Annotated in this window: 22 protein-coding genes; 10 read left to right on the forward strand and 12 right to left on the reverse strand. The window is 54.8% G+C overall.

Annotated elements, in window-relative coordinates; genetic code table 11:
• From VSX56_RS18825 to VSX56_RS18865, 9 genes are all read right to left on the reverse strand, one after another.
• Entirely contained in the window at positions 1 to 663 is a 663-nt protein-coding gene (locus tag VSX56_RS18825; RefSeq protein ID WP_350939122.1) for a DUF1441 family protein, read from the reverse strand.
• A 162-nt stretch (positions 664 to 825) separates the two neighbouring features.
• Positions 826 to 1,536 carry a hypothetical protein gene (locus VSX56_RS18830; protein ID WP_350939123.1) on the reverse strand — a complete coding sequence of 237 codons (711 nt, stop codon included), beginning with the start codon at positions 1,534 to 1,536 and terminating at the stop codon, positions 826 to 828.
• Positions 1,529 to 1,816, reverse strand: coding sequence for a hypothetical protein (locus tag VSX56_RS18835; protein ID WP_350939124.1), 288 nt, complete (start codon positions 1,814 to 1,816; stop codon positions 1,529 to 1,531). The genes VSX56_RS18830 and VSX56_RS18835 overlap by 8 nt, the downstream gene beginning before the upstream one ends.
• Positions 1,817 to 1,914: 98 nt before the next feature.
• Positions 1,915 to 2,586: a hypothetical protein gene (locus tag VSX56_RS18840; protein ID WP_350939125.1), complete on the reverse strand. Its 672-nt coding sequence runs from the start codon at positions 2,584 to 2,586 to the stop codon at positions 1,915 to 1,917.
• Complete coding sequence (locus VSX56_RS18845; protein WP_350939126.1) at positions 2,583 to 3,161, reverse strand: hypothetical protein; 579 nt, start codon at positions 3,159 to 3,161, stop codon at positions 2,583 to 2,585. The genes VSX56_RS18840 and VSX56_RS18845 overlap by 4 nt, the downstream gene beginning before the upstream one ends.
• A gap of 261 nt (positions 3,162 to 3,422) precedes the next feature.
• Complete coding sequence (locus tag VSX56_RS18850; protein ID WP_339112875.1) at positions 3,423 to 4,037, reverse strand: hypothetical protein; 615 nt, start codon at positions 4,035 to 4,037, stop codon at positions 3,423 to 3,425.
• The gene (locus VSX56_RS18855) at positions 4,037 to 4,495 is read right to left on the reverse strand and encodes a DUF1937 family protein (protein ID WP_350939127.1); all 459 of its coding nucleotides are present in this window, start codon (positions 4,493 to 4,495) and stop codon (positions 4,037 to 4,039) included. Before VSX56_RS18855 ends, VSX56_RS18850 begins: the two co-directional genes overlap by 1 nt.
• Positions 4,495 to 4,959, reverse strand: a complete 465-nt coding sequence (locus VSX56_RS18860) for a hypothetical protein (protein WP_350939128.1) — start codon at positions 4,957 to 4,959, stop codon at positions 4,495 to 4,497. Before VSX56_RS18860 ends, VSX56_RS18855 begins: the two co-directional genes overlap by 1 nt.
• Positions 4,960 to 5,058: 99 nt before the next feature.
• Positions 5,059 to 5,268, reverse strand: a complete 210-nt coding sequence (locus VSX56_RS18865; protein WP_350939129.1) for a helix-turn-helix domain-containing protein — start codon at positions 5,266 to 5,268, stop codon at positions 5,059 to 5,061.
• Between the two features lie 112 nt (positions 5,269 to 5,380).
• Between VSX56_RS18865 and VSX56_RS18870 the strand changes: the two genes are divergently transcribed.
• The 10 genes from VSX56_RS18870 to VSX56_RS18915 all read left to right on the forward strand — a co-directional run bounded on the left by VSX56_RS18870 (position 5,381) and on the right by VSX56_RS18915 (position 13,681).
• Positions 5,381 to 5,986 carry a LexA family transcriptional regulator gene (locus VSX56_RS18870; RefSeq protein WP_339112878.1) on the forward strand — a complete coding sequence of 202 codons (606 nt, stop codon included), beginning with the start codon at positions 5,381 to 5,383 and terminating at the stop codon, positions 5,984 to 5,986.
• A 265-nt stretch (positions 5,987 to 6,251) separates the two neighbouring features.
• Positions 6,252 to 6,401 carry a hypothetical protein gene (locus VSX56_RS18875; protein WP_350939130.1) on the forward strand — a complete coding sequence of 50 codons (150 nt, stop codon included), beginning with the start codon at positions 6,252 to 6,254 and terminating at the stop codon, positions 6,399 to 6,401.
• 209 nt (positions 6,402 to 6,610) lie between these two features.
• Entirely contained in the window at positions 6,611 to 6,862 is a 252-nt protein-coding gene (locus tag VSX56_RS18880; RefSeq protein WP_350939141.1) for a DUF2312 domain-containing protein, read from the forward strand.
• A 215-nt stretch (positions 6,863 to 7,077) separates the two neighbouring features.
• Positions 7,078 to 7,347: a hypothetical protein gene (locus VSX56_RS18885; protein WP_350939131.1), complete on the forward strand. Its 270-nt coding sequence runs from the start codon at positions 7,078 to 7,080 to the stop codon at positions 7,345 to 7,347.
• A gap of 125 nt (positions 7,348 to 7,472) precedes the next feature.
• Positions 7,473 to 7,691, forward strand: a complete 219-nt coding sequence (locus VSX56_RS18890) for a hypothetical protein (protein ID WP_350939132.1) — start codon at positions 7,473 to 7,475, stop codon at positions 7,689 to 7,691.
• Entirely contained in the window at positions 7,692 to 7,892 is a 201-nt protein-coding gene (locus VSX56_RS18895; protein ID WP_350939133.1) for a hypothetical protein, read from the forward strand.
• On the forward strand, positions 7,889 to 8,929 hold the full coding sequence (locus tag VSX56_RS18900; RefSeq protein WP_350939134.1) for a tyrosine-type recombinase/integrase: 1,041 nt from the start codon (positions 7,889 to 7,891) through the stop codon (positions 8,927 to 8,929). The genes VSX56_RS18895 and VSX56_RS18900 overlap by 4 nt, the downstream gene beginning before the upstream one ends.
• A gap of 271 nt (positions 8,930 to 9,200) precedes the next feature.
• Positions 9,201 to 9,779: a DUF6037 family protein gene (locus VSX56_RS18905; RefSeq protein ID WP_350939135.1), complete on the forward strand. Its 579-nt coding sequence runs from the start codon at positions 9,201 to 9,203 to the stop codon at positions 9,777 to 9,779.
• Between the two features lie 407 nt (positions 9,780 to 10,186).
• On the forward strand, positions 10,187 to 12,439 hold the full coding sequence (locus VSX56_RS18910) for a CHAT domain-containing protein (RefSeq protein WP_350939136.1): 2,253 nt from the start codon (positions 10,187 to 10,189) through the stop codon (positions 12,437 to 12,439).
• A 609-nt stretch (positions 12,440 to 13,048) separates the two neighbouring features.
• Complete coding sequence (locus tag VSX56_RS18915; RefSeq protein ID WP_350939137.1) at positions 13,049 to 13,681, forward strand: hypothetical protein; 633 nt, start codon at positions 13,049 to 13,051, stop codon at positions 13,679 to 13,681.
• A 121-nt stretch (positions 13,682 to 13,802) separates the two neighbouring features.
• Here VSX56_RS18915 and VSX56_RS18920 read toward each other — a convergent pair whose 3' ends face one another.
• From VSX56_RS18920 to VSX56_RS18930, 3 genes are all read right to left on the reverse strand, one after another.
• The gene (locus VSX56_RS18920) at positions 13,803 to 14,420 is read right to left on the reverse strand and encodes a hypothetical protein (protein ID WP_350939138.1); all 618 of its coding nucleotides are present in this window, start codon (positions 14,418 to 14,420) and stop codon (positions 13,803 to 13,805) included.
• Positions 14,421 to 14,445: 25 nt separating this feature from the next.
• Positions 14,446 to 20,889, reverse strand: coding sequence for a hypothetical protein (locus VSX56_RS18925; protein WP_350939139.1), 6,444 nt, complete (start codon positions 20,887 to 20,889; stop codon positions 14,446 to 14,448).
• Between the two features lie 383 nt (positions 20,890 to 21,272).
• Positions 21,273 to 21,647 (reverse strand): hypothetical protein, encoded by a 375-nt coding sequence (locus tag VSX56_RS18930; protein ID WP_350939140.1) that lies wholly within the window; start codon positions 21,645 to 21,647, stop codon positions 21,273 to 21,275.
• Positions 21,648 to 21,665 lie beyond the last annotated feature (18 nt).

A 21,665-nucleotide genomic window follows, 5' to 3' on the forward strand; every position in this document is an offset into this window, starting at 1 on the left:
CTAAAGCCCCATCTCGTCCTGACGGAACTCCGCCAGATCCTCCACCACGCCCGCACCGAGGATCGAGCGCTCGATCCGCTCGCGCATCTTCATCACCACCTTGTCGCAACGCGCCTCAACCTTCGCGACCTCCTCGACCCCGAGGCCGAGATCGCGCTCGAGATGGTCGGGCATCGTGCCGAGCGCCGTGGCCACCACCCCGATCAGATCCTCCAGAAGCTCCGACACTCTGGCCGCCCGGACCAGCTCGCCCCGCTGTTCGGCCACGCGGTTGCGGTGATACTCGGCCTCGGACCATTCGCGCAGCTGCTTGGCGGTCAGCCCGCCCTCTTCCTCTTCCTGCTCCTCATCGAGGTTGCGGAAGGCCAGAGAGGCCTGCATCGCGTGCGCCTCGCGCGAGGCCTTGGTCGCGCGGCTCTGTTCGTTCCGCGCCATGCGCCAGGCATAGCAATGCGAGAGCTGGAACTCGTAAGACACCCCGTTCTGACCCGCTGTCAGTACCGGCATGCCTTGGCCCACCCATTTGGTGACCGAGTTCTCCGAGACATTGAAGGCGATGGCGAGCTGCGCGCGGTTCATCACCCCATCCGCCAACCCGTCGGGCAGCGGGTAGAGCGCGGTATCGAGCACGCTCCCGTCCGCCAGCGTGACAAGGTTGTCCATCGGACACTCCCTCCAACCTCAAGAATAACAACAACAACCCCAACCCCACCTGCGGGAAACTCCAGAACAGGTGAACGTCACGGGGTGCGAATTACCCGCATGCGGGAAAGGGCCCGGAAGGACCCGCGGGCGTGCGGCGGCCTTGGGAGGGCCCGATCGGCCTTACCCGAACCGTTTGGCGATCATCTTGGCGAGTGTCCGGCCCAGATGCGCCGGCAGTCGCGTCTCGTAGATCCGTTCGGCTTCCGCGAAGAACCCGAGGCGCTTGTGATAGACCGGCACCTTGTCCGACAGGATCGCCACCCGCTCGGCAATCCCCGACGGCCCGCGCTTATAGATGTCCTGCGTGAGCCCCGCTTTGGGCACGAAGTAGCGCGCCCGTTTGGGGCGGCGTTTGCGCGAGGCCGTGGTCTCGTTGGCCGCGCGGTCCCGCTGGGCATTCAGCGCCGAGAGCACCTGATTGCGCTCCCCCGTCGACCAGTTGCCATAGGCATCGAGCCGCGCGCCCTCGGCAGGGATCACCGACTGGATGATCCCCTCGAAGGCGAGGTTCTGCGCGAGCAGCTTCTCGAAGCCTGTCTGGCCCCGCGGCCCGCCCTCTTCCTGCACCTTCAGGTAATGGCGCCGGCCAATCGTGGCCCGCTCCTCGACCGCAGCCTCCAGATCGGACCTGCGGGCTTTGCGAACCCGGAACGCGTTCTGCGTGAACCGCGTGGGCCGGTCGAAGACCACATTCATCCGCTCCGCCACCTGTGCTCGCGCCTCCTCCACCGTGTCGTTCAGTGCCCAGGTCGAAGCGATCACCACATCGCGCTTGGCCAGCGTATCGAGCGCCGTGGTGAAGCCGGAGGTGTCGAGGATGGGGTTAAGCATCTCGGAACCACTCAGGCGAATTCGGAAAGATCACCTCATCGGCCTCGATCTCGGCATTAGCTGGCAGGAGACGCGAGACAGTGAAAACCGCGCACCCGCCGATCAAGCCGAAGAAGCGCAGGACAAGATAGCTTATCGGTCCCTCCGGTCCGATCATCCGGCAGCACCAGTCTTTCGTGGTCTCAACCTGCGCGACCGCCGAAGCCTTGAAAGAGTGGCGCATCCGCACCCCTCGCCCGTCCTCCGACGGGTCGAACCATACGCGTTCAACCTTATGCATATCGCCACCGATGTCTGGAAATGGAAAACGCCCGCAAGGTCTTTCAACCTTCGGGCGCTCGTGTGGTAACTTCAAAATGTCAAATGGCTTTGCCGCAGTCAACACCTTTTTCTCCACGGAGAGAGCGGAGGCTGGCCAACAGAGACCCTGATCGTATCGAGGTAGCCCGGAACGCGCAGCTGGATTGACACCTCTAGCAACGCGCCGCACCAGTCGAGATAGGCGCGACGGCGCCGTGCCGCATCGGCGCCGCCCCCGACAATTCTGATTGGACAGAACTGGCTCGTGACTTTGCGACGGTGACGGCATGCTGACAGATACTCCCACGGCTCTCCGTCCACGGCCTGAGCAATCTGCTCGCCGTCGTCATCGAACTCCCACCCCATCGGCACCACATGACGGCGCGCAGATCCCCGCCAGTCTGGCGCAGTCCCTGCCCGCGCATGGGTCGCCACCAGCACCGCCATCTCGCGTCCGAACATCGGGTTCAGCTCCAGCGCCTCGACCGCTGCCGCGATCATCGCCGCGTCGGGATGCACATGCGGCGCGGGGCCAGCGCCGCCACCATCGACGCGACAGCCGAGCTTGGCCTGTTGCATCATCCGCCATTCGGGCGAGACGCCCACGCGATCGAACTCATGCGCCCCGCTATGGTCGAAATCCATCCGCGCATTCTCCGGACCGAAGGCCCATTCCAGTGCCGAGCGCACACTCATCACCCGAGGCCCCGCCGCTACGATCCGGTCCCGCCGCACATCCGTCATCATCATTGCTCTGCCCCTGCCAGCTTCGCGATCTTCTCGCATTGGTTCATCGCCACCTGCCGCCGGTGGCGGAAGGCCATGTCGTCATCGGAAACCTGCCGGCCGGCAGCCATGTTCTCCTCGATCAGCATCAGGCGACGCAGGTTCTCCCGCGCCTTCTCGCGCAGCTGGCTGGCGGCGAACGCGTTTGGCCAGCGGCGGGTATCCTTGACCGCGCGGCGCAGCTCGGGGGCCCAGCCATCACGTAAAGCCTCGCGCCCCATGCCGCTGGCAAAGACCGCGCGCATCAGCGGGCTCCCGGTCTCTTCGGGCGGATCGATCTCGGCGGCCTTCTTCAGGATCTGCGCGCCTGCCCAGATCCGGTCACCGCGCGCCCCGCCCGGATGCGCGACGATCTCTTCCTTGAGCGCGTCGAGATTGATCTCGGACATATAGGCAAGCTTGCCGCTCACCTCTCCGATCATCTCTTCGAAGCCCGCCTTGGTCACGGTCGAAGGCCGCCCGAGCCCCAACCGCATGAGCGGCTCGAAGAGCACCGCCCGCACACGCTTCTCGCCGGTCGCCTGTTCCACACTGTCCATGTCACCGCTCCTTTCTCAGCAATGGCCGAAAGCCCGCCGCGAGCGGGACGCTCAGGGCGGTGCGATCCGGTATTTCTCTTTTCTTTTCATCTCTTTTCTTCTCCTTTCGGCAGTTACAGAAACCGCGCAAAAAAAGGGAAGACAGCCGGATATTCACAGAAAATTCCGTGTCATTTCCGTTTTGATCCGTGATTTTCCGTAACCGTTCCGGAATAATCTGTAACCGTAACAGAATATCACTGATTACACAGAAGCCCCGCATCACCCTTGGGCCTCCATGAACTCGTTCAACGCCTGCCGCACCAGCGCCTCGCGCCGCTGCTTGCCGGGGTAATGCTCCTCCAGAAATGCGTTAAACCGGTCGAGGAACATCGGGTTGTTCATCAGCTGCCCTGCCCCGATCCGCTCCTTGATCATCGCCTCGAGATCCTTGAGCTGCTTGGCCACCTTGCGGTTCTCGGCATCGGCGGCATTTCGGCGCTTCGACTTCAGCGCCTCCTCGGCCACCTCGGTCACCACATTATGGGCATAGCGCACCTCGCCATTGTCACAGCGCACCTTGTACCAGCCGTGAAGCGGGGTGATGTCGCGTTCGCAAAGCTGCTGCCAGCGCTCGAGCGTGATCCCCAGCGCCTTGGCGAGCAGCCGCTCATTCGTCGGCAAGGTGCCAACCGGCGTCTCGTCATGCGCCTCGCAGAAAAGCTGGAAGCCATACCAACCGACATCGGGCTCGGCCAGTTGGCGGAACTCGCTCTTGCGCCAGCGCTTGAGGTTCCACTGGATGAAGAAATGGCTATCGAGCCGCTCTTCGGCGGAGATCGGATAGGAGGGCATGCTGTTGTCTCCCACCACCGTAAAGCTGCGTTCCGCACCCATCACATTACCCCTTTCGCTTCGACCATGACGGGCACCCCATGCGAGGCGGCCCATTGCACATCGGCCCAGATTTGCGAGCAGCTTGCCCAGCCCCGGCAGGCGGGCACCCAGAGCGCACCGGCCGCATTGCGGATGCCTGCGACCTGTTTGGCCCAACCGACCGGCTCGTTGATTTTGAGATGCATATCGACCTCGAGCATCGCCGCCCCGAGGATCACGGGCGAGACCGCCCAAATGCCCATGCGCGACAGCTCGGCACAGGCCCGCGCCGCCGAGAGCGCGTCGGCTTCGGTGACCTGGCAAAGATCGAGGCGGACGGTCGAGGTTACATAGACAGGCTTGCCCCCCGAGCGCCCGACAACATCCGAAGGCCCGATCCCGAAGACGATCGGGCCGGACCAGTCCTGCGGTTTGGCCGAGTGCGACAGTGCGGCCCATTCATCAAACGGGGCGCCCATCACCTGCCCCCCTTCGTCTGGATCGTCTGCATCAGGATCGCGCGAAGCCCGGTCATCTCGGTGATCGATTCATCGACTTCCGGCAGCGCTATTTGTGCGTCTTCCCACCGGCCGGACCGCGCGGCCTGCAAGGCAAAGAAAATCGCCTCGCCATTTTCCTTGATGGCATCGGCACAGGCGCTCGTGAGCTCCTCCACCACAGCTACCTCGATCGGTTGGAACACGCCGCCCGCAAGCGCCGCGAAATGGCTTGCCAGAATGGCCGCCGCCGCGGGGTCCATCCGAGCCATGCGGTCGAGGTAGTTCACCCCCAACCCGCCCGGGCGATCCTCGCGCATCTCGGTGCCATAGCTCAGAACCGAAGGGGCGAGCCCCGTCGCGGCAGAGGCCTTCCGCACCCCGCCAAACACGTCATAAACGTCCGACACCACATCTTGGATCGAACCGGCCTCAACAGGGCGCATGTGAACCTCCGGAAAAACTGTTCGCTAGGATCTGGACGCGACCCGCGTCACAAAGAGAGCATGGATTGGAAAAATCAGATTTCAGCGGGGAGGCTCGCATCATGCAGCCTCCCCGTTTTTTGGAGAGACCCAAGAGCCCGCCATAACTGCACCTTTAGTGAGGTCTTGTATCTTCACAGCAATGGTCAAAGAGGGAAGTTTTCGACCGCGCAGAAGATCACTCAGGTACCCTTTGGATACCCCCAGACTCCCTGAAAAGTCTGTTTGGGAAATCTGATGTAGAGAGAGATATTCTTTGAGCGTCATCATAAACAACGTTCTCCCACAGAGAACACTGTCAAGTCAACGTGAAGTTTTCTGCCAGCGAACAGTTCGCTCACGGATTATCGATTTTTCAAACCGCATAGATGACAATCAATGCATGAAAATCGACATCAAATCAGCGCTTGAAAAGCGCAACATGAGCCAACAACAGCTCGCCGACGCGATAGATGTCGGAAAAGGCTATCTATCGGAGATAGTGAACGGCAAGAAGAAGCCCTCCTTTGATGTACTCGTACGAATACTAGAGGCTTTGGACGCGGATATATCCGAAATAGCCACCACCCGTCCACCGATCGCGGTGCCTGGATACGCCGGTGCGGGCGACGAAGTCTCGCTAGTAGATGACTACACCAAGGGCAACGGGATGTATAAAATCCAATGCCCACCACAAATTTCGCCAAAAGGCATAGTCGCCGTTGAGATCAGAGGCGACTCTATGGAGCCAGCATATTCCTCAGGCGATATCGTGCTATTCTCTAGGGACACCCACGATGGCGTACCGACAGAGGCCATCGGCCGCAAAGTAATTGCGGAGACTTCCGATGGCATGATTTGGCTTAAATATATGAAGGAAGGGACCGAAGCCGGCACATTCAGCCTCCTATCCCTAAACCCAACGGGCCGGAACCTTCACAATGTTCATTTGAAATGGGCAGCACCAGTTCGCTTCCATATTCCAAAAGATCTAGTCAATAAGCAGTAATCACAAATCCATCCAGACTACCGGATGCCGCAAGACCTCCACTAAAACACCCCCATTCAATAATATTTTCAAGAGATCCGCCCATCCCGCAGAAAGGCCCGCTGATAGCGGGCCTTTCTGCTTAGACGCGGTACGTCATCCCATACGAATCAACTTGTTCTCTTATGGCGAACTTTATTGTTGACCGTTGTGTTCTCTGTGTGCGAACTATCTATTTACCGGCAGCGACACAAGAGCCTGCCGCCCCTCAGGATGGAGCCGCGCTATGCAGACGTTTTACCAGACCACCAACTCACGGAAGCCCCTCGCGGCCATCGTCTGCGTCTGCGCGGCTCTCCTCCTGCTGCTAATCTACCTCGACCCCATCGCGCAGATGACCTGCGCCCGATGGCAGGCCGAGAACCCCGCTTTCTGAGATCGGTTGCCTGTCCACTGCTCGCAACCCAACTGCCGGGCGGTGCGCTGCTCGCCGCCGCCCGGACTTTTCTCGAGGAGCCCATCGTGAACGCCATGACGCCCATCCCCCAAGACACGGAGACACCCGAGCTCCTCGCCCGCACGGCCCATAACATCAGCCGCGCCAACGCCGGCAAGCCGCCGACGAAACCCGACGCGGATTTCAAGGTGGCCGAGGACAAAGCCTATCAGGTGACCGGCGACGAGCTGCGCCAGTTCATCGAGCAGTTCGAGAGCCTCGAGGCCGAGAAGAAGGATATCGCCGAGCAGCAGAAGGACGTGATGGCCGAGGCCAAAGCCCGCGGCTACGACACCAAGATCCTCAAGAAGATCATCGCTCTGCGCAAGCGCGACAGGAACGACATCGCCGAGGAAGAGGCGATCATGGACATCTACAAGCAAGTGCTCGGGATGGACTGACGGCATCCGCCCCCCCCTTTCCTCCCGGGGCCAGATACGGGGCGGCGCTTAATACCCACCAGCGCCGCCCCAAGATCCCGCGTTTCGGCCAGCGCCTATCGGGCCCTGCCCCAAGCTCAGGAATTCGGCGTGTCCCACGCGCGCCGGACAGGTGGACGCGGCAACCGGTTCGGAGGCCTGCCGCGTCCGCCGAACACCATCAGGAAGGAAATGCAATGACCGCATCCACCAGACGCAACCTCGCGGCGGCAGCCGATGCCTATCACGAGTACATCAACCGCAACCGGAGCGTCTACGTCATGGGCTGCCCCTCCGATCAGGACAGGATCGGCGCCTTGCGCGCGACCGCCCGCGAGCACGGCCTGACGATGGAGGAGCTCTGCCCGCATGTGGGAGTATGCGCCGGAAACATCTGCGCCGGCCACAGCCCCGCGGCTCGCGCGGCCCTGAGCCTCTGCGCGCCAGAGAAAACGCCCTCATTCTGATCTTTCAGCACCCACCTCTGCCCCGAGCCGTATATCTTGCGAGAAGACACCATGACCTTTGCATCCAGCGCTTGCTCTGCGCTCACCGCCGTCCTTACGATCGACCCCATCAGTGGAATTGACGCATGACCGAACATTCGGAAGACCTCAGCCTCGAAGAGTTCACGCGCCGGTTCACGATCGCTGCGATCAAGCTTGCAGGGTTCGAGACATTCGAGGATGGCAGCACGGTGGCCGCTTACTGCGAGGAAGCCGCTCCGGGCTATTTCAGCGATCCGCTTGCCCGACAGGAGGGCCCCGAGGCCTGCGCGCTCGAAGACATGCGCTACTGGGGAGAGGAATAGATGGGCAAACCCGATTTTCCGGCCTTCATGCGCGATGCCACCGCCGCCCGCTTCTGCGACATGAAGACCTCCGAATTCAATGCGCTCGTCGCGCGCGGCGCGCTGCCCGCCCCCGGACCGCTCGGCCGCTGGGATCGCGAGTCACTGGCCGCCGTCCTGCGCGGCGACAATACCAAGCCGAAAGACGAATTCGACTTATGAAGAAGCCCGACCTGCCATATCTCACCGCAAAGACAATCAGGGGTAAGGAGCGGCTGTTCTACCGCACCACCTGGCTCGAGGGCGGCAAGCGCCGCGAACGCTATATCGAGATCACAGCCGATCCCAATACGCCGGAATTCATGGTCGAATACTGGTCCATCCGGTCGGGCAAGTCTCCGAAGGTCAGACGCCAGCTCGTCAAGACGAGCTGGCGGGTCCTGATCACCGAATACAGGTCGAGCCCGAAATTCCGCAAGCTCGCCCCGCGCACGAAGCAATCCTACAATATCTGGCTCGAGAAGATCCTCGCCAAGAATGCCGACAAGGATGTGCGGGACATGGACCGCGCCACCGTGCGGGCGATGCAGCAGAAGCTGAAGGACACGCCGCGGCAGGCCGACTGGTTCGTCCAGATCGTGCGGATCCTGTTCAACTTCGCCGCGAAGCAGCTTGACTGGAATGTCAGAAATCCGGCCGAGGGCATCGACCTCTTCGGCAAGCAGCGCGAGTTCGAACCATGGCCGGAATGGATGGTCGAGAAGGCCAGAACTGCGCCGGAGAATGTCCGCACGATCATCGAACTGATCCTCGGCACGGGGCAAAGGCCGAGCGCCGCCATCGCGATGCGCCGCGACCAGTTCGAGGGGGACATCATGACGGTGACCGACGAGAAAGGCGACGAGGCCTATCAGGTCTACTGCCCTGACGGGCTGCGCCGCTATGTCGAGACCTTGCCGATTCGAGGGCACCATCTGGTCCCGAAGAACATGAGCCAGGCGATCAGCTACAGCGCGGCCGAGAAAGCCTTCAGCGCCTGGCGCGCGACGCTCGGGGACGAGGCGAAACCCTTCACCCTGCACGGGCTGCGCAAGCTGTCGATCGTCCGGCTGGCCGAAGCAGGCTGCACCGATGCGCAGATCCAGGCCATTACCAACCAGTCGCCCCAGATGGTGGCCTATTACCGTAAGAAAGCCAGCCGGAAACGCCTGTCGAAAGCGGCCCACAAGCTTGCGGAACAGAACAGGGACAGAACATGAAAGTGGGAACCGGATTGGGAACGGTGGGGAGCGAGGCGCTCGACCCTATTGCAAACCAACCTGTTTTTCATTGAATTTCAGATTGGTACGGGCGGCCGGACTTGAACCGGCACTCCTCTCGGAAGCGGATTTTGAATCCAAATGTAACCCCTTAATAACCAAACGTAATTTGCTGAGCCACATACTGGACAGAACAAAAACAAATTGGCAACATTGCGGCGCGCAAAAAAGAACAGAGCTACCTCTTTTTAAGACTTAAGGAGAATTGATTATGAAAATGGACGGCCTTGAAATTCTTTATAGGAGTATGAAAGATTTAAATTTGGACATTCAAAGGTTTCCGATAAAGACTGGAAGCGCTTCGTTTGAATGCCTGTTTTCGCTCAGAAGTACACCGTTCACGTTTTCCTTAACTTCTCGCGGAACTTGTCCAAAGTTTTTTATTTTTGAAGTAAAAGCAGGGTTCATACTTAACCCATATTTTGGGGAAAAGTATAAAGACATACTTGAGGTGCTAAGTTCTGATCAAAGGTCGGGATCTGAATTTGATCCAAAGCAGTTTTTTCATGAAATTAATAAGCTTATTCCGAAAACTGCTCATAGAAAGAACGTGCCAAGCACCAGCGAAATTATCAGACTAATGCCAGTGTTTGAGCACAATGACAGACCCTATTTCAGTAATTGGAGACTGAACCCAAAGGGCGAGTATGTAACACCGGAAAATCTGAAAAAAACACTTGAGCTTTTAGGGAAAGAAGCGGTGGCATACAGTAAAAAAGACAACGTATCTAGCGTTTGGGTTGCAAACGATAAAGCTGCAAATTGGCTAGAGAAAAAGATCTTAAATTAAGTTATTTCTTGAAAGGAAAAATGCCGGAATGGGTAATCTCCCAGTTTTATGGGGGGGGGGGGATTACCCATAGAATTTTGAATCCATTATCAAAAAATTTATTTTATTCGATAGTCGTATGAGATTTCCGAAAAACACATAAAGAACATACCGTAAAATGTGTGATGAATAGTCTGCCAGAATTTGGTGAATAGCACGGTTTCATACAAGCATCCCTCTGCAACTGCGAGCGGCAACATTTGTTGCTGGGAGAGGTTTCAAATAGCGCAATCGCTATCGTCCCAAAGCGGTAAGTCACTCTATCAGGTCGTGCCGCAGCGCAGCTTCACTTAACAGGCTATTCATCGCGCATATGAGAGCAGAAATTCACACTTCAACCTGCCGCGGCACTCCGCTAAGTTTTCAAAATGATGAAGACAATTCCGAGACAGACAACCGACAGCGAGAACGATCTCTACGATCTTCTTACGGATATTACTTACATCATACCGGTTGAGGATAGCGATCCATATTCGGCCAGCCCTTTACAAGGTTTCGCCCGCAGTTTGATGAACAATGCCCGCATTATCGGGCGCATCAACACTTTGCCGAGCGACATTTGGGAATTAACACCGGAAGGGCAAGAAATCCTGCTTCCGCGAAGAATGTCTGGCCAAGCTCCGGTGATATGGCACGGCCAGTCGCCGCGAGCATTAAAGAGTATGATTATTCCTCCGTTCAGTCCATTCACGGTACTATTTTTGGGGAGTAATCATAACTTCGAGACATATCGCGATTGGATAGAAGCTCACTCGTTCCCTCTTACGGTCGTTGCCGAAAAAGGGGGTACTTTTACATACAAAGAGTTCAGCTTGGAAATGCTGAAGAACGCATTCCTAAATATTTGTGATACCCTAGAAGGGCGGATTAAACCAGATGCTCTACAAATGGCTCGCAAGCATCTTGAAAGTTGGCGCGAACCGGAAGAACGCGATCTTGAATATAAGGTCGGCAACCATAACGTCGTAGCACCTAATCTGTATGCCCTTCACGCCGCGGGCTTTCGCGACACGACCAGCGGTAGCTTTACCGAACTTAGTGACGGAATCGCTCCCTACGTTCAAATAATCGCTCAAACTACACGCTCAATTCTGATGGAAAGGAAACGGATCGGCGAACGTGAAGCCAACCGATATTTCCGGCGACCACCGAGCGTTAGCCTGTTTGCCCCTGCTATCTATCCGCACTTTCGGGAGACCAACCTAGTCAAAGGACAATTCTCCTCAGAAGAACAAAAACGCTTTCTCGCAGTGCGGCGTGTACTTCAACGCCAGGATGGATACGGTTTTACTGTCACCAATCACGCACAGGTGAAGGCGCTCTTGGGTGCAAGCGAAGGCGAGGAACTAAGGCTGCATCCTATCATGCTGGAACGGGCTGCTGAGCTGAACCTTGCGACAGCATGCGTAGGAACGCTGGCCGCCTCGGAAGTATCAGCGTTCATAAGGTTGCCAAATGCAGTTAACCGGACATCCGGTCAGGTTCGACAGTTTACTCAGCATTACCACGCGAAGCACTACACAGACCGGAAGAGATGGAACGAGTTCAGAAAGGTTCAGAGCGCTATCACGGCGTCTGTACCAAAAGAATTTCTCGAATTTATTGAGGAGGCCGAAGATGGAATCCGCCTGATTGCAGATTCCCATCTCGAATGGATGAAAGTTCGCGGGCTTCCACTCTGCGTCCAGAAAGACGTCACAAGAGTACCCGTCACACCTGGAAACTTTTTCATAAGGCAAGTCTTGCCGAAAAAGTATCTGCACTTGACGACATCGGATTTTGAAGAAATATTGATATTGAGCGCGCTTCACGATGAAGACCCCATAAGCAAGTTTTTCGATATAGCACTTGCTCGCTTCAAGCATCATTTCAAACGTAAAATTCGTATCCGGACAGAGCGTATCCGGAACGAGGAAGACCTAATTGCTGCACTAAATTCCTACAATGGCTCTTTGGTCATCTTTGACGGGCACGGCGGGCATGCGAAAGACAAGCCTGGCATGCTTCAACTTTTAGAAGAAAGTATTGATATTTGGCAGTTGCAACGCAAACGGTTGCGGGTCCCACCGATTGTAGTTCTCAGTGCGTGCAACACGCATGCAGCCGACCGAAACCATGCCACGACGGCCAATGGGTTCCTCGCGATTGGTGCGCGTACGGTTCTGGGCTCTGTTTTCCCCATCGACGCACGGGATGCATCGTTCTTCATTGCTAGGTTACTCCTGCACGTTGCTGAATTTGTTCCGGAATCCCACAAAATATTCAATCAGTCTTTGACTTGGATGGAAATCATGGGCGGCATGATCCGGATGCAATTGCTGACTGATTTTTGCCAACGGTTGGAAAACAAAGGTCTGATCGACCACGAAACACATAGGGCTGTTCATCTGGCAGGTAACATAGCTGTCAATAGTGGCGATGATTGGCCCTTTGAAACGGTCATCACAGAATTGTCCAATCGTGGTGTTGATGAGAAGCGGGCGTGGCACGAGCTGCGCTCCGCGATGGCGAACTCTACTGCGATTAGTTACCTTCAAATGGGATCTCCCGAAACCATTATCGTCCATCCTGACGAAGGCTTTAGGGACGAGGCGCAGGCTGGGACAGACGCAGATCAATAGAATAGGCGCCGCCGAAAGTCCGCTCTCGTAGAATGTTCAAGTAGCGCTCGCAGATGTAGCGAACTTCCGCTATGAACCGGCTTCGCGGCTCCTCGCGCCCCATTCATGCAGAAATGGGCGGACTTAGTCACGGCGCAGACGGCAAAGGTGGTGCCAATCAGGCCGAATAAACAGGGATAGGCCTCTGCCTTCGGAGGGCAGCGCGTGCGGCTTTGTTCGCCTCGCGTTCTTGCTTTACACCTTGTTTCGTTCAGGGTTGGCAGGTTTCAGATAGCTAATAACCGCACCGAAAGAGGAAAAGTGGAAAAACGGGGAGCCAATCGGCTCCCCGTCGTCGCTAACAGATAATACCACCAAGCAGGTAGTGCATGACTGAGCGCGAGAGGCTTAGCACTCCCGTGGGAAGCACGTATACCATCGTCACAGACCATCTGGGCGGAGAGCGGACTTTCGCTGCCTCATGCACTGAAGGCGACCCTGCGCAAAAAGCGGCCAATCAGTTTGACACCTTGGTGACGCAGGACACTGCAGCAAGTGCGGGGGTTGAATTATGGACGACGTTCGACCTATCGTTTCCCTGCTTTCTGAAAAACTTCCTGGGTTGCTTGATTGCTTGCTTTTTTTAACGACAGAGTTTCACTACTCGAGTTGATCGGGCTTGAGGTGATCGGTCATACGTTGCTTCTTGTTTCGTTGGCAATTTTTCTTTCCCCAGTACTTGCGGGGTTGGAGTTTTCTGGCTTTAAGGTTCCTGCGGTTCCAAATAATCGTCGTCCATTAGTCATTGGTTTTGCCGCAGTATTGTTCTTAGCATCGGCCGTGACCAGTATGCCTCTAGTGCAAGTAAGTAAGAGCCCTGCCGTTACTGCGAATATGATGAATGATTGCGCTCCAATCTGGCAGAGAAATGATCGATCCAAAGAGAGAATTGCAATATGCTCAGAGGCGTTCCTGATCCGTCACGACGCATTGATACGTTCACTTGGAAACGCTAAACAAGCAGGCGAGAGAACGGTCGAGGCAATCAGTTTTCAGCTCAATGAAGCAAACCTCAAAACGAGTGCGGCAGCGCTGTCGGATCAGCTCAATCGCGCGCGTCGGTACTGTTTTCAGACAATTGAAACTGGCTTCATTTCGGACGCAGATGGCTGCGACTTTTCTTCCTCTCTCCTAAAAACTCTTAGCATCGCGTACGATGAAGCAGCATCAAGGATGGAAGTAGATCTCCCCCATCAGAACTAGCCGTCTGCCAGAGGGATCGAATCCCGTGGCCGGAGGCAATATGAAGTCCAAAAGGGCGGGAAGCGGTCGTTCGCTGCGAAAGCGAATTTTCAGCAAATGACTAGTTGCTACAGACTTATTTTTAAACCGTAGATGAATCGTCGGAGGCAACTTTGCCGAGTAAATGGGCCTTAAACTTCCGCAAGTTTTCGATCTGTTCGTCAATTGATTGAGACAATAAAACCCGAGAGCGCTCTTCAGGCTCTAAGCCTTCCAGATTCACTTCTTTTTCAGCTTTCTTCTTTTCTTGCTCGTCGTCATTAAAGACAACATTGATGACAGGAGTCGTTGGTTTTTGCTGCTCCAGAAAACTCAGCCAACCACCCAACGCTATTATGAATTGCTGTTCCTCTTCAGCGAGATGTTCGAAAGTTTCAGCTGTATATTCAGGAATCTCTTTTTGACCTGCAACCAGTATCACCCCATGAGCCACTAATTCGCGTAAACTGTCGAACAACGAAGCTAGGTCGCGTTCAAGCATATCTTTACTGTGCGGATAAAATGGGGAGGAGTTAGGGCCGATGCGGTCAAGAACGCCAATTGCTCTGTTCAAAGCTGACATTGGGTCGGCCGCACCCGGCATCGAAGCTCGATGCTCCCAGAGCCTGAATATCAAATCAACTGCTTCTTGTCTGGCTGCGGTTTGCGCGCCATCCGAGCCTTCGGCGTCTTCGATGAGAGACGCAAGATGATGTGCCATCCATTTTCCTAGGGTATCGACCCCATCAGTCAGTTCCAGCTCCTTTACGATTTTTTCGCCAAGAGCCAAAACTTTGTTCGGCTCCCTTAAGTTGTCCGGATCGCTCGAGCAGAAGTAATCTGTTGTAGGTTGCCGCCCCCTTTGTTTCCTCAATACCGATTTGTTTGCTTTGGCTTTTGTCACGTTTAGTTATTCCTATGTCTGCAATGAGTTCCAACTTCTGATCGTCTAAGAATTTCCCCAAAGCGGTCTTCGACATGAGTAGCCGATGACCGGAACTAACGACACTGTCTCCCAAGTAGCGATTTCGCTCATCAGCACCTTTGTCGCCCCACATTTCCAACCGAAAAATCGTACCACCGGAAGACGGATGGATCCATTTGAGGCCATCTTCAAGAACTTCTTGAAGCCCAAAATATTTTATCGCGCTCAAGCCGGGTAGATGGCTAGGCCGCCCAACTCCAAGCTGTAAGGGATCCTTATCATCAAACCTACGATCACCGTCATTTAGATGAATCCATCCTTTAAGTTTGAAGTTTTCCTCGTCAATTTCGAGATCATGGCCTTCAGGGCATATATAGAAGTCGAAGTCATTTGGGCAGGTTTGCAGGGCTCGCACCAGTGATACCGCGGTGCGTGGTGAGACCAGTCCAGTACTGATTTTTGCGTTCAGTTCCCAGCGCTCTGATCGAGTGTCAGTGTATTGATCAACGACAATCCAACCCGGTTCCGTCTCTGGGAACAATTCGCGAAGAAACTCAGCTTCATCGATTTCTTCGACCCATTCGGCGGCATCAGCGAAACTTTTGGACCAATGGTGGATTTCAAGCGGACGGCTCGTTACGAAATCGGCCAACCAATACGGAGGTTTGGTGAGTTTGCCGTGCGATATTTGATAGCGCAACTCACTGAATTCATCCGCATCGCTGTACTCAGACTTCTTCAAAGGACGCTGGGCAAGAAATTCGCCGGCTGCGCACCACTTTGCATTCCACTCAAGGTGGGATCGATATCGCTCTAGTGTAGGAAGAGAACCGTGGCTTGTGCTGCTAAGATGATATTCTCGCTCGCTGAACCTATTTTCGCGAGGCTCTCGGAACCCGTAGGGTTTTTCATCTATCACGCCCCATTCGTCTACGATCCATTTCTCAGCTGAGTTCAGGAAGTTTTCAGTTGTTGCTCCCTCAAATACTCTCAACCAAGGAGCGTACCAGTACCGAAGAGTATCCATTGCATCGAAATGAAATCTCTCTTTGTTTCGGTCTACCTTGAAGAAATCATACGAACCCGTGGGCACGGTGTCTGCGCCGGTCGTTGCAATACCGGAATTGACCGATGCCAAATCTGCCAGTTGACTATCGTCGAAATGGAACACGTCGGCTGCATGCAGCTTGCGACACGCGTCCGCTGCAAAATCTCTGATAAGGATATGGGGAAAAGATGAGTCCAAGGCAATTTGATAGAGATGTTCGCCACCATGCTCCACGGTCGAAGGTGTCTCCAGACATATGCGATCAAACATGATCATCATCCATAGACGAGCGGCCAGCCAATAATACGGCTTCTCGGCCGCCCGAAAAATGTTGTCTTCCGCTCTTTCGTACAGTTCCAAAATCGCTTTCAGTTCTTCACCGTGCCCAAGTCGGGCGAGGCGACGCCCTGCGTGGGCGGCCTTCCATCTAAGACGAAGGTCGACGTCACTCAGGTAAGCAACGACGAAGTGTGCGATCGCATTTGTTATGGAATCGGGAACTGCTCGTTGATCGATTTTCTCCTTGTCTTGAGGTGCAATCTGATCAACCAACCGATCTAAGTACCATGAGAGAAGGGACGAGCTTTCACTGTCATCAAGGAATTTGGCCAACCGTTGCACTAGCCCGAAAATCTGATGGGTACTCAACGAAAGACCGTGCCTTTCAAGCCCTTCTAGGATGATCTCTTCAGCGGCTTTTGCTTTTAGTTTGGCAAGTACTAGTGCTTCCTCGAGTCTTCCTGCGTCGCCGGCATAGCGGCTCACCAGATAGGGAAACGCATCCCCGATGAACTGCGGCAACCTGGTTTCGCACCATGCCTCGACCGAGAATTGCGAGTGCCAAGCCTTGATGGAGCGAAACAGAATGTCGACGAGCTGCTGTTCATCATACTCCACAATAATTTCAACCAAAGCGCTCAAGAATTTTGTGCGATTCCCAACCTGAACCTGCTGTGAAGCATGATGCAGCACTCCCGACAAAGAAATGTACTCTTCATTGGCCCGAGTTTCTCTTAACAATTCCTCTGCGACGGAGTGCAGAACCTCGGCTTGTGACAGTGTTTCTTGGTCCCACCTTTTCTTCTCCAGCACGGACTCTTGTCGCGCTTGTTTTCGGCGCTTCACGCCCGCTTCTTCTGGTTGGCCCTCGAGGCTGCTTTTGAGGTGGTTTATGCGCCGTAGGCGCTCAAGCCAGACACTTCCCTCTTGGGACAGGAGCAGAAGCTCTGTTTCGGTGGAATCGTCTATCGCTCCAATGGCCAAGTCACGGGCAAACTCTTCGACAAGCTTTCGTCTATTGGAAGCTTGTAGGCCGTTTGCTTTGTCGAGAAGCGCTGAGATAGTACGTGCACTAGGACGCTCGACCAGCTTCAACAAGGCGGCGGCTTGAACTGAATCCAAGACGCCGCGATCTATTCCGAAGTGTAAGGCAGGCTCGAGTGTTTCGTACGAGCTCACATAGCCGCTGTCGTCCCATCTTGCTGAACATGCCAGAGCGGTAGGAAAGTGCAGTGCCGCAATGCTTTCCATAGCTTCATTCCATGGAAAGTGTTCGACGTTTTCCAGCCGGATTCCTGCATCAACGAAGAACTCTGCGGCCATCGAAGCGTAGTTTTTCCTATCAAGTGAGGGGTAGTCGTCTTGGTTAAGGACAAGAGTATGGAGGAACCGAATCTGATCTATCGCCTCGGAGTCCAACTCGTGTGCGACTGCAATTGCCTTCTGGAATATGACATTGGCATCGTCAGAACTTACGGGAGCAATCAACTCGGCGAAATTTGCGAGTGCTTCTGATTTTTCTCTCGCACCCATTCTTTGCTTTGCGAGGCTGTTGACAGCATCCGTAGTGCGGTCGAGTAGTTCGTCGTGCAGCGAACCAAATGCTGTCAAAGAAGAAAACAAATTTCTGACGCTGGTTTCACCTTGTGGCCAAAAACCCTTCAGGGTTTCGAAGCTAAACTTGGAAAGAGGTTTGATCGGAATATTCGCTGCGACCAAAACGACCAGACCTTCCGCCATCACTGACCTTAGTTTAAGTGTCCTATAGTTTTGATCAAACCTCCAAGTGTCCCGCGAAAACGATTTCAAAAGCGCAGCCAAGCACTCTTCCGATGAAATGTCGCTCGCTCGGTGAATTAGATATTCAGCTCTTCTTGAGTAGAAGGGTGCCACATGCTCTACAACGCTTCTTAAGCGTCTTTCGCTATCGGATTCGATCCGCTTTGTTTTGGCACCTCTACCCGTTGCGACCTCAGGCGGTTCAACTAGCATGTTCTTATGGTCGATACTGCCTGAGACCAACAGTTCCTGAAGGCAATACGATCGCAGTATGCCGTCCAGTAACCTCGTTTGGTGGTCATATAGCTTATCGATGCGTCTTGCCGAGGCAATCGAGAGAGGAGTTGTGATCGCCTTGACCAGTTCTAGGTCGGTATTGTGAGCCGCGAGCACCTCAGCGCCGTTAAGCAGCACCTCTGAGATGGCTCGTTTAAGTGAGCTACTGTTGCCAAGATCATCTAGAGTTTTAGCCGAGATAGGATACCTTCGAGATAGCAACCTAAGTCCTTGTGCTAGTTTTTTCAGATTAACCGGTTGCCCGGCCAGTCGAAGCGGAACCAATATAAATGGTGCCAACAGTGGGCTGAGCCTATTGCCTATGTCTTGCAAGACTTCGAAGCGCTGATCTGCCACCAACCTTCTGATCGCGATGCGAGAAACGCTCGTCGCGAACCCAATGGGCCAGTGGCGGAATAGTTGGATTGCGGACTGAGCGCCCTCTTCCAATGCCCTAGCAACAAGTGCATTCGCCATGTCTTCCGGACCAATACTCCACCCGGATGCATGACCAAACTGTTCCTCATGTTCTCGTAAAGCGTCTTCTCGCACTTTGAACCATGCTGAAATTCGCCTGCGAACCTCGCGAGCCTGGCTCAAGTTTCCGAGTTCCGCTTCCATAGAAAGAACGCTCAACAGAAGCGGGCCATGCTGTTCAACTTGATCTGGATCGCCGAGAATCAACCTACTGCCAGTCGGTCCTGTAAAGCGGGCTGTAAGATTTGGAAAATCTGTCAGTATTTTTCGTGTGGCGTCGTCTGTTTCAAGCGCTTCCGCCCCAATCAGTACAAACCGAACTGCTTGCCCCAAATTGCAAGCGGATCGACAGACACTTATAGCATTGGTCAGGCGTTGATTTCTTATCTCCATCCTGAGTACGGGGTCCCGTACGTTGCTAGCTAAGGGTTCAGGTTCGCTCTCTACCAACTCCAGCAGTTCCGCTCCCATTTCGGCTTTCAGCAGTAGCGGAACGACGTTCAATGCGGCGTATTCAGAATTTCGGTAGTGAGCCAGCATCCGCTGGGCGACTTTGGAGCGAACGCCAAGTATCGACTTTTGGCCTTTTACGACTGCGAAATGTTCAAAATCCTCGTCCGCGAAACTGATGGTGTTTTCTGAAACCCTGATACCAGGTTCTAAGTCGGAGCAAATGTCCAAAACTTGTGCACCGGACAAATTTAATACATGCGCGATTTCCCCAACTGGAATTGGTCTCGGTAGAACTGCCAACGCTGCACAGGCTTCTTCGACTTTGGTTGCCCCTCCAGCTTTCTTCACAGCTTCGTCGAATTGCTCGTGGAAAATAACTTCTAAGGTTTTGCCATTTGGCCGAAGGGGATCCAACGCCTCGCTCGGATTGCTAGAAGTTTTTCCAAAGGCATAGTTCTGAACCCTAGGTATGCCATTGGTGAGGCGGTGAAAATCGTCTACCCACTCTTCTGGCGCCTCCCAGAAATGAGCAACGAATTCAGCAGTTTCTGGGCGACTAAAGGGAGGTAACTCGAAAGGTTTGAAAGAGCTCGGTAGCTGCAAATCGTCCCGCCGTCCGGTCCGAGCACTTATGACAAGTGCAACGTTCTTCGGTAAATCTTCAAACGAGATCAGTTCAGCTACAAAACTCTCCTCTTTCGGTACACGGGCATTCGCTGCACTAACTGAGTTATCGGCAGCGTCTACGACTATCACGAGCCTCGCCTCGGGTCTGACTTTGGAAAGTGCTTCGGAGGCTAAGAGCAGTCTCCGGTGAAATGCGCGCGCAAAGTCCAAACCCGATCTTGGCTCAAGGAAGGCGGGAATATTGAGACGATTGGCAAGTTCATTCGCCAGCTGCACGAATGCATCGCGCGGTCTATGGCGCATCGCGCTTGCATCCATATATGACCCTGCACCGTAACAGTCGAATACGATAACTTCGGAACCCTCAGGCAGAAGGCCCTGAAACTCCTGAATAATTGTACTCTTTCCAACACCTCCTGATCCATGCAACAAAATTCGTTGATCACTGTCGAGGATGCAGTTGCAAAGTTCTTTTGTAATCTCACGGGGCACAAGATCAGTGACCGGCTTGACCTTTGCTGGGCATGGGAACAATGCTCGTATCTCAGAAACGCCGAACTGCAATAGAACCGACTCTTTGTTTATGATCTCTCCAGCCGTTTCAGGCATCATCATTTTGTTTCGAATAAAATTTCGCAGCCTTAGAGCCACTTCAGCGAACTCTGACTCTGTCCAAGCTGAAACCTCCATCAACATCTTCTCTTCCAAAAGGAAACGAGAGTTTGTTTGGCTGACGAACTTCAAGCACATAGAAAAATCTTGAAATTCCTTCGGAGACAGCCCACTGGCTTGAACTAACCGGTGCAGTTTATCACCGCCGCTCTGCCACTTGGTCTTGAAAGACTTTGGAACACCGTCATTCTTTGCTCTGTTGATCGCGCTTACAACGAGGTCGGAAACAGGCTGATTGGTCACCAGTTCTACTGAAATTTCACTGATTGGCCTGCCTTCTCTAAGCTTAACTGTCTCACGGAAGGCATTACCCAAACCTCGCATGAGCGACGATGAGGGGTCGATGGATGAAGGCCCATAACATGCTCTCGAGGGCGACCATGATGTTGTCGGTTCGCTCGCTGAATACTTCAACTGTTGAATCGTGACGCGGTCTGCCGTCTGAATGCTAGTTCCACCGTACAGTAACGTGCAGTCTACGCCGTCCCACTGGTGACCGGAACCGTCAGCGGATGGAACACCCTCCACAGTTACCGCTTCTAGCTTGCTCGTGCTGTCTAACAGCTTCAGGGCCGAACGAACGGCCCAAAGTTCATGATATACATCACCCGTGTTTGAGCCCCGCGCTCCACCAAAATCCAAATCGCTACTCAATTGACGAAACTTCCTCGATACCAGGTCAATTTGTTTACATCCGAACGCTAGCACTACACGTTCAGGAAGAAACAGAGCAATCTCGACATTTTTCCATTCAGACTGTCATCGACATGCAGCCCCCTCCGCTGCACTGCAGAACCCCGATCAGAAAAAAGAATTGACATGGACGGCGGCTTCGGGCCGTTATCTTCTTTCAAAGATGTAGATCAAACGCCTCAACCGCAACCCGCCGCCGCCCATCGCAGGCAATCAGCTCATCGCCGAGGCGGCTAATACTCACCGCGTCATCAGCCAGCGTCCCGCCAGTCTCTAGCAGGGACGCAGGAGAGGCACATGGGATGCGGGCGGCCGCGGGCAGGACCACCTGCGGGCGCGGCGCTTCATCGGCGACCACCAGCCCAGTGCTCGCGGATTGACTGCAGGCGGTCAGCAGGAATGCCGGGGCCGCCAAGATCAGGGTCAGCTTCGATTTCATCAATAAGCCTCCTTCGGGCTGTGTCGCGTTCACCCTGCGCAATGGTCAGGGCACGTTCTGCCTCGGCCAGCGCCGCGTTGGCGGCATTGACCTTCTGAATTGCTTGGGCTGTGCGCTCACGCTCTGCCAGTAGTGCTTCAGCTTTCTCCGCGTCCCATGTCGCCTGCTTTGCTTCTAACTGCGCAGTCATCCGCCATCCCTGCGTCATCCACCCTGCCCCGAAGCTCGCCACCATCATCAGCAGGAGGACGGCGCCCGCGATCACAGACCGGACAGACATAGATCACGCTCCGCCTTG

The organism is Thioclava kandeliae, assembly GCF_040297545.1.
Classification (GTDB): domain Bacteria; phylum Pseudomonadota; class Alphaproteobacteria; order Rhodobacterales; family Rhodobacteraceae; genus Thioclava; species Thioclava kandeliae.

Excerpts from the sequence above, each read along its gene's own strand:
- VSX56_RS18870 (WP_339112878.1), top strand. The coding sequence starts at position 5,381 with ATGAAAATCGACATCAAATCAGCGCTTGAAAAGCGCAACATGAGCCAA.
- VSX56_RS18895 (WP_350939133.1), top strand. The coding sequence starts at position 7,692 with ATGGGCAAACCCGATTTTCCGGCCTTCATGCGCGATGCCACCGCCGCC.
- VSX56_RS18860 (WP_350939128.1), bottom strand. The coding sequence starts at position 4,959 with ATGCGCCCTGTTGAGGCCGGTTCGATCCAAGATGTGGTGTCGGACGTT.
- VSX56_RS18910 (WP_350939136.1), top strand. The coding sequence starts at position 10,187 with ATGATGAAGACAATTCCGAGACAGACAACCGACAGCGAGAACGATCTC.
- VSX56_RS18840 (WP_350939125.1), bottom strand. The coding sequence starts at position 2,586 with ATGATGATGACGGATGTGCGGCGGGACCGGATCGTAGCGGCGGGGCCT.
- VSX56_RS18920 (WP_350939138.1), bottom strand. The coding sequence starts at position 14,420 with ATGGCACATCATCTTGCGTCTCTCATCGAAGACGCCGAAGGCTCGGAT.
- VSX56_RS18905 (WP_350939135.1), top strand. The coding sequence starts at position 9,201 with ATGAAAATGGACGGCCTTGAAATTCTTTATAGGAGTATGAAAGATTTA.
- VSX56_RS18845 (WP_350939126.1), bottom strand. The coding sequence starts at position 3,161 with ATGGACAGTGTGGAACAGGCGACCGGCGAGAAGCGTGTGCGGGCGGTG.
- VSX56_RS18930 (WP_350939140.1), bottom strand. The coding sequence starts at position 21,647 with ATGTCTGTCCGGTCTGTGATCGCGGGCGCCGTCCTCCTGCTGATGATG.
- VSX56_RS18890 (WP_350939132.1), top strand. The coding sequence starts at position 7,473 with ATGACCGAACATTCGGAAGACCTCAGCCTCGAAGAGTTCACGCGCCGG.
- VSX56_RS18830 (WP_350939123.1), bottom strand. The coding sequence starts at position 1,536 with ATGCTTAACCCCATCCTCGACACCTCCGGCTTCACCACGGCGCTCGAT.
- VSX56_RS18865 (WP_350939129.1), bottom strand. The coding sequence starts at position 5,268 with ATGATGACGCTCAAAGAATATCTCTCTCTACATCAGATTTCCCAAACA.
- VSX56_RS18850 (WP_339112875.1), bottom strand. The coding sequence starts at position 4,037 with ATGGGTGCGGAACGCAGCTTTACGGTGGTGGGAGACAACAGCATGCCC.
- VSX56_RS18835 (WP_350939124.1), bottom strand. The coding sequence starts at position 1,816 with ATGCATAAGGTTGAACGCGTATGGTTCGACCCGTCGGAGGACGGGCGA.
- VSX56_RS18825 (WP_350939122.1), bottom strand. The coding sequence starts at position 663 with ATGGACAACCTTGTCACGCTGGCGGACGGGAGCGTGCTCGATACCGCG.
- VSX56_RS18885 (WP_350939131.1), top strand. The coding sequence starts at position 7,078 with ATGACCGCATCCACCAGACGCAACCTCGCGGCGGCAGCCGATGCCTAT.
- VSX56_RS18875 (WP_350939130.1), top strand. The coding sequence starts at position 6,252 with ATGCAGACGTTTTACCAGACCACCAACTCACGGAAGCCCCTCGCGGCC.
- VSX56_RS18855 (WP_350939127.1), bottom strand. The coding sequence starts at position 4,495 with ATGGGCGCCCCGTTTGATGAATGGGCCGCACTGTCGCACTCGGCCAAA.
- VSX56_RS18900 (WP_350939134.1), top strand. The coding sequence starts at position 7,889 with ATGAAGAAGCCCGACCTGCCATATCTCACCGCAAAGACAATCAGGGGT.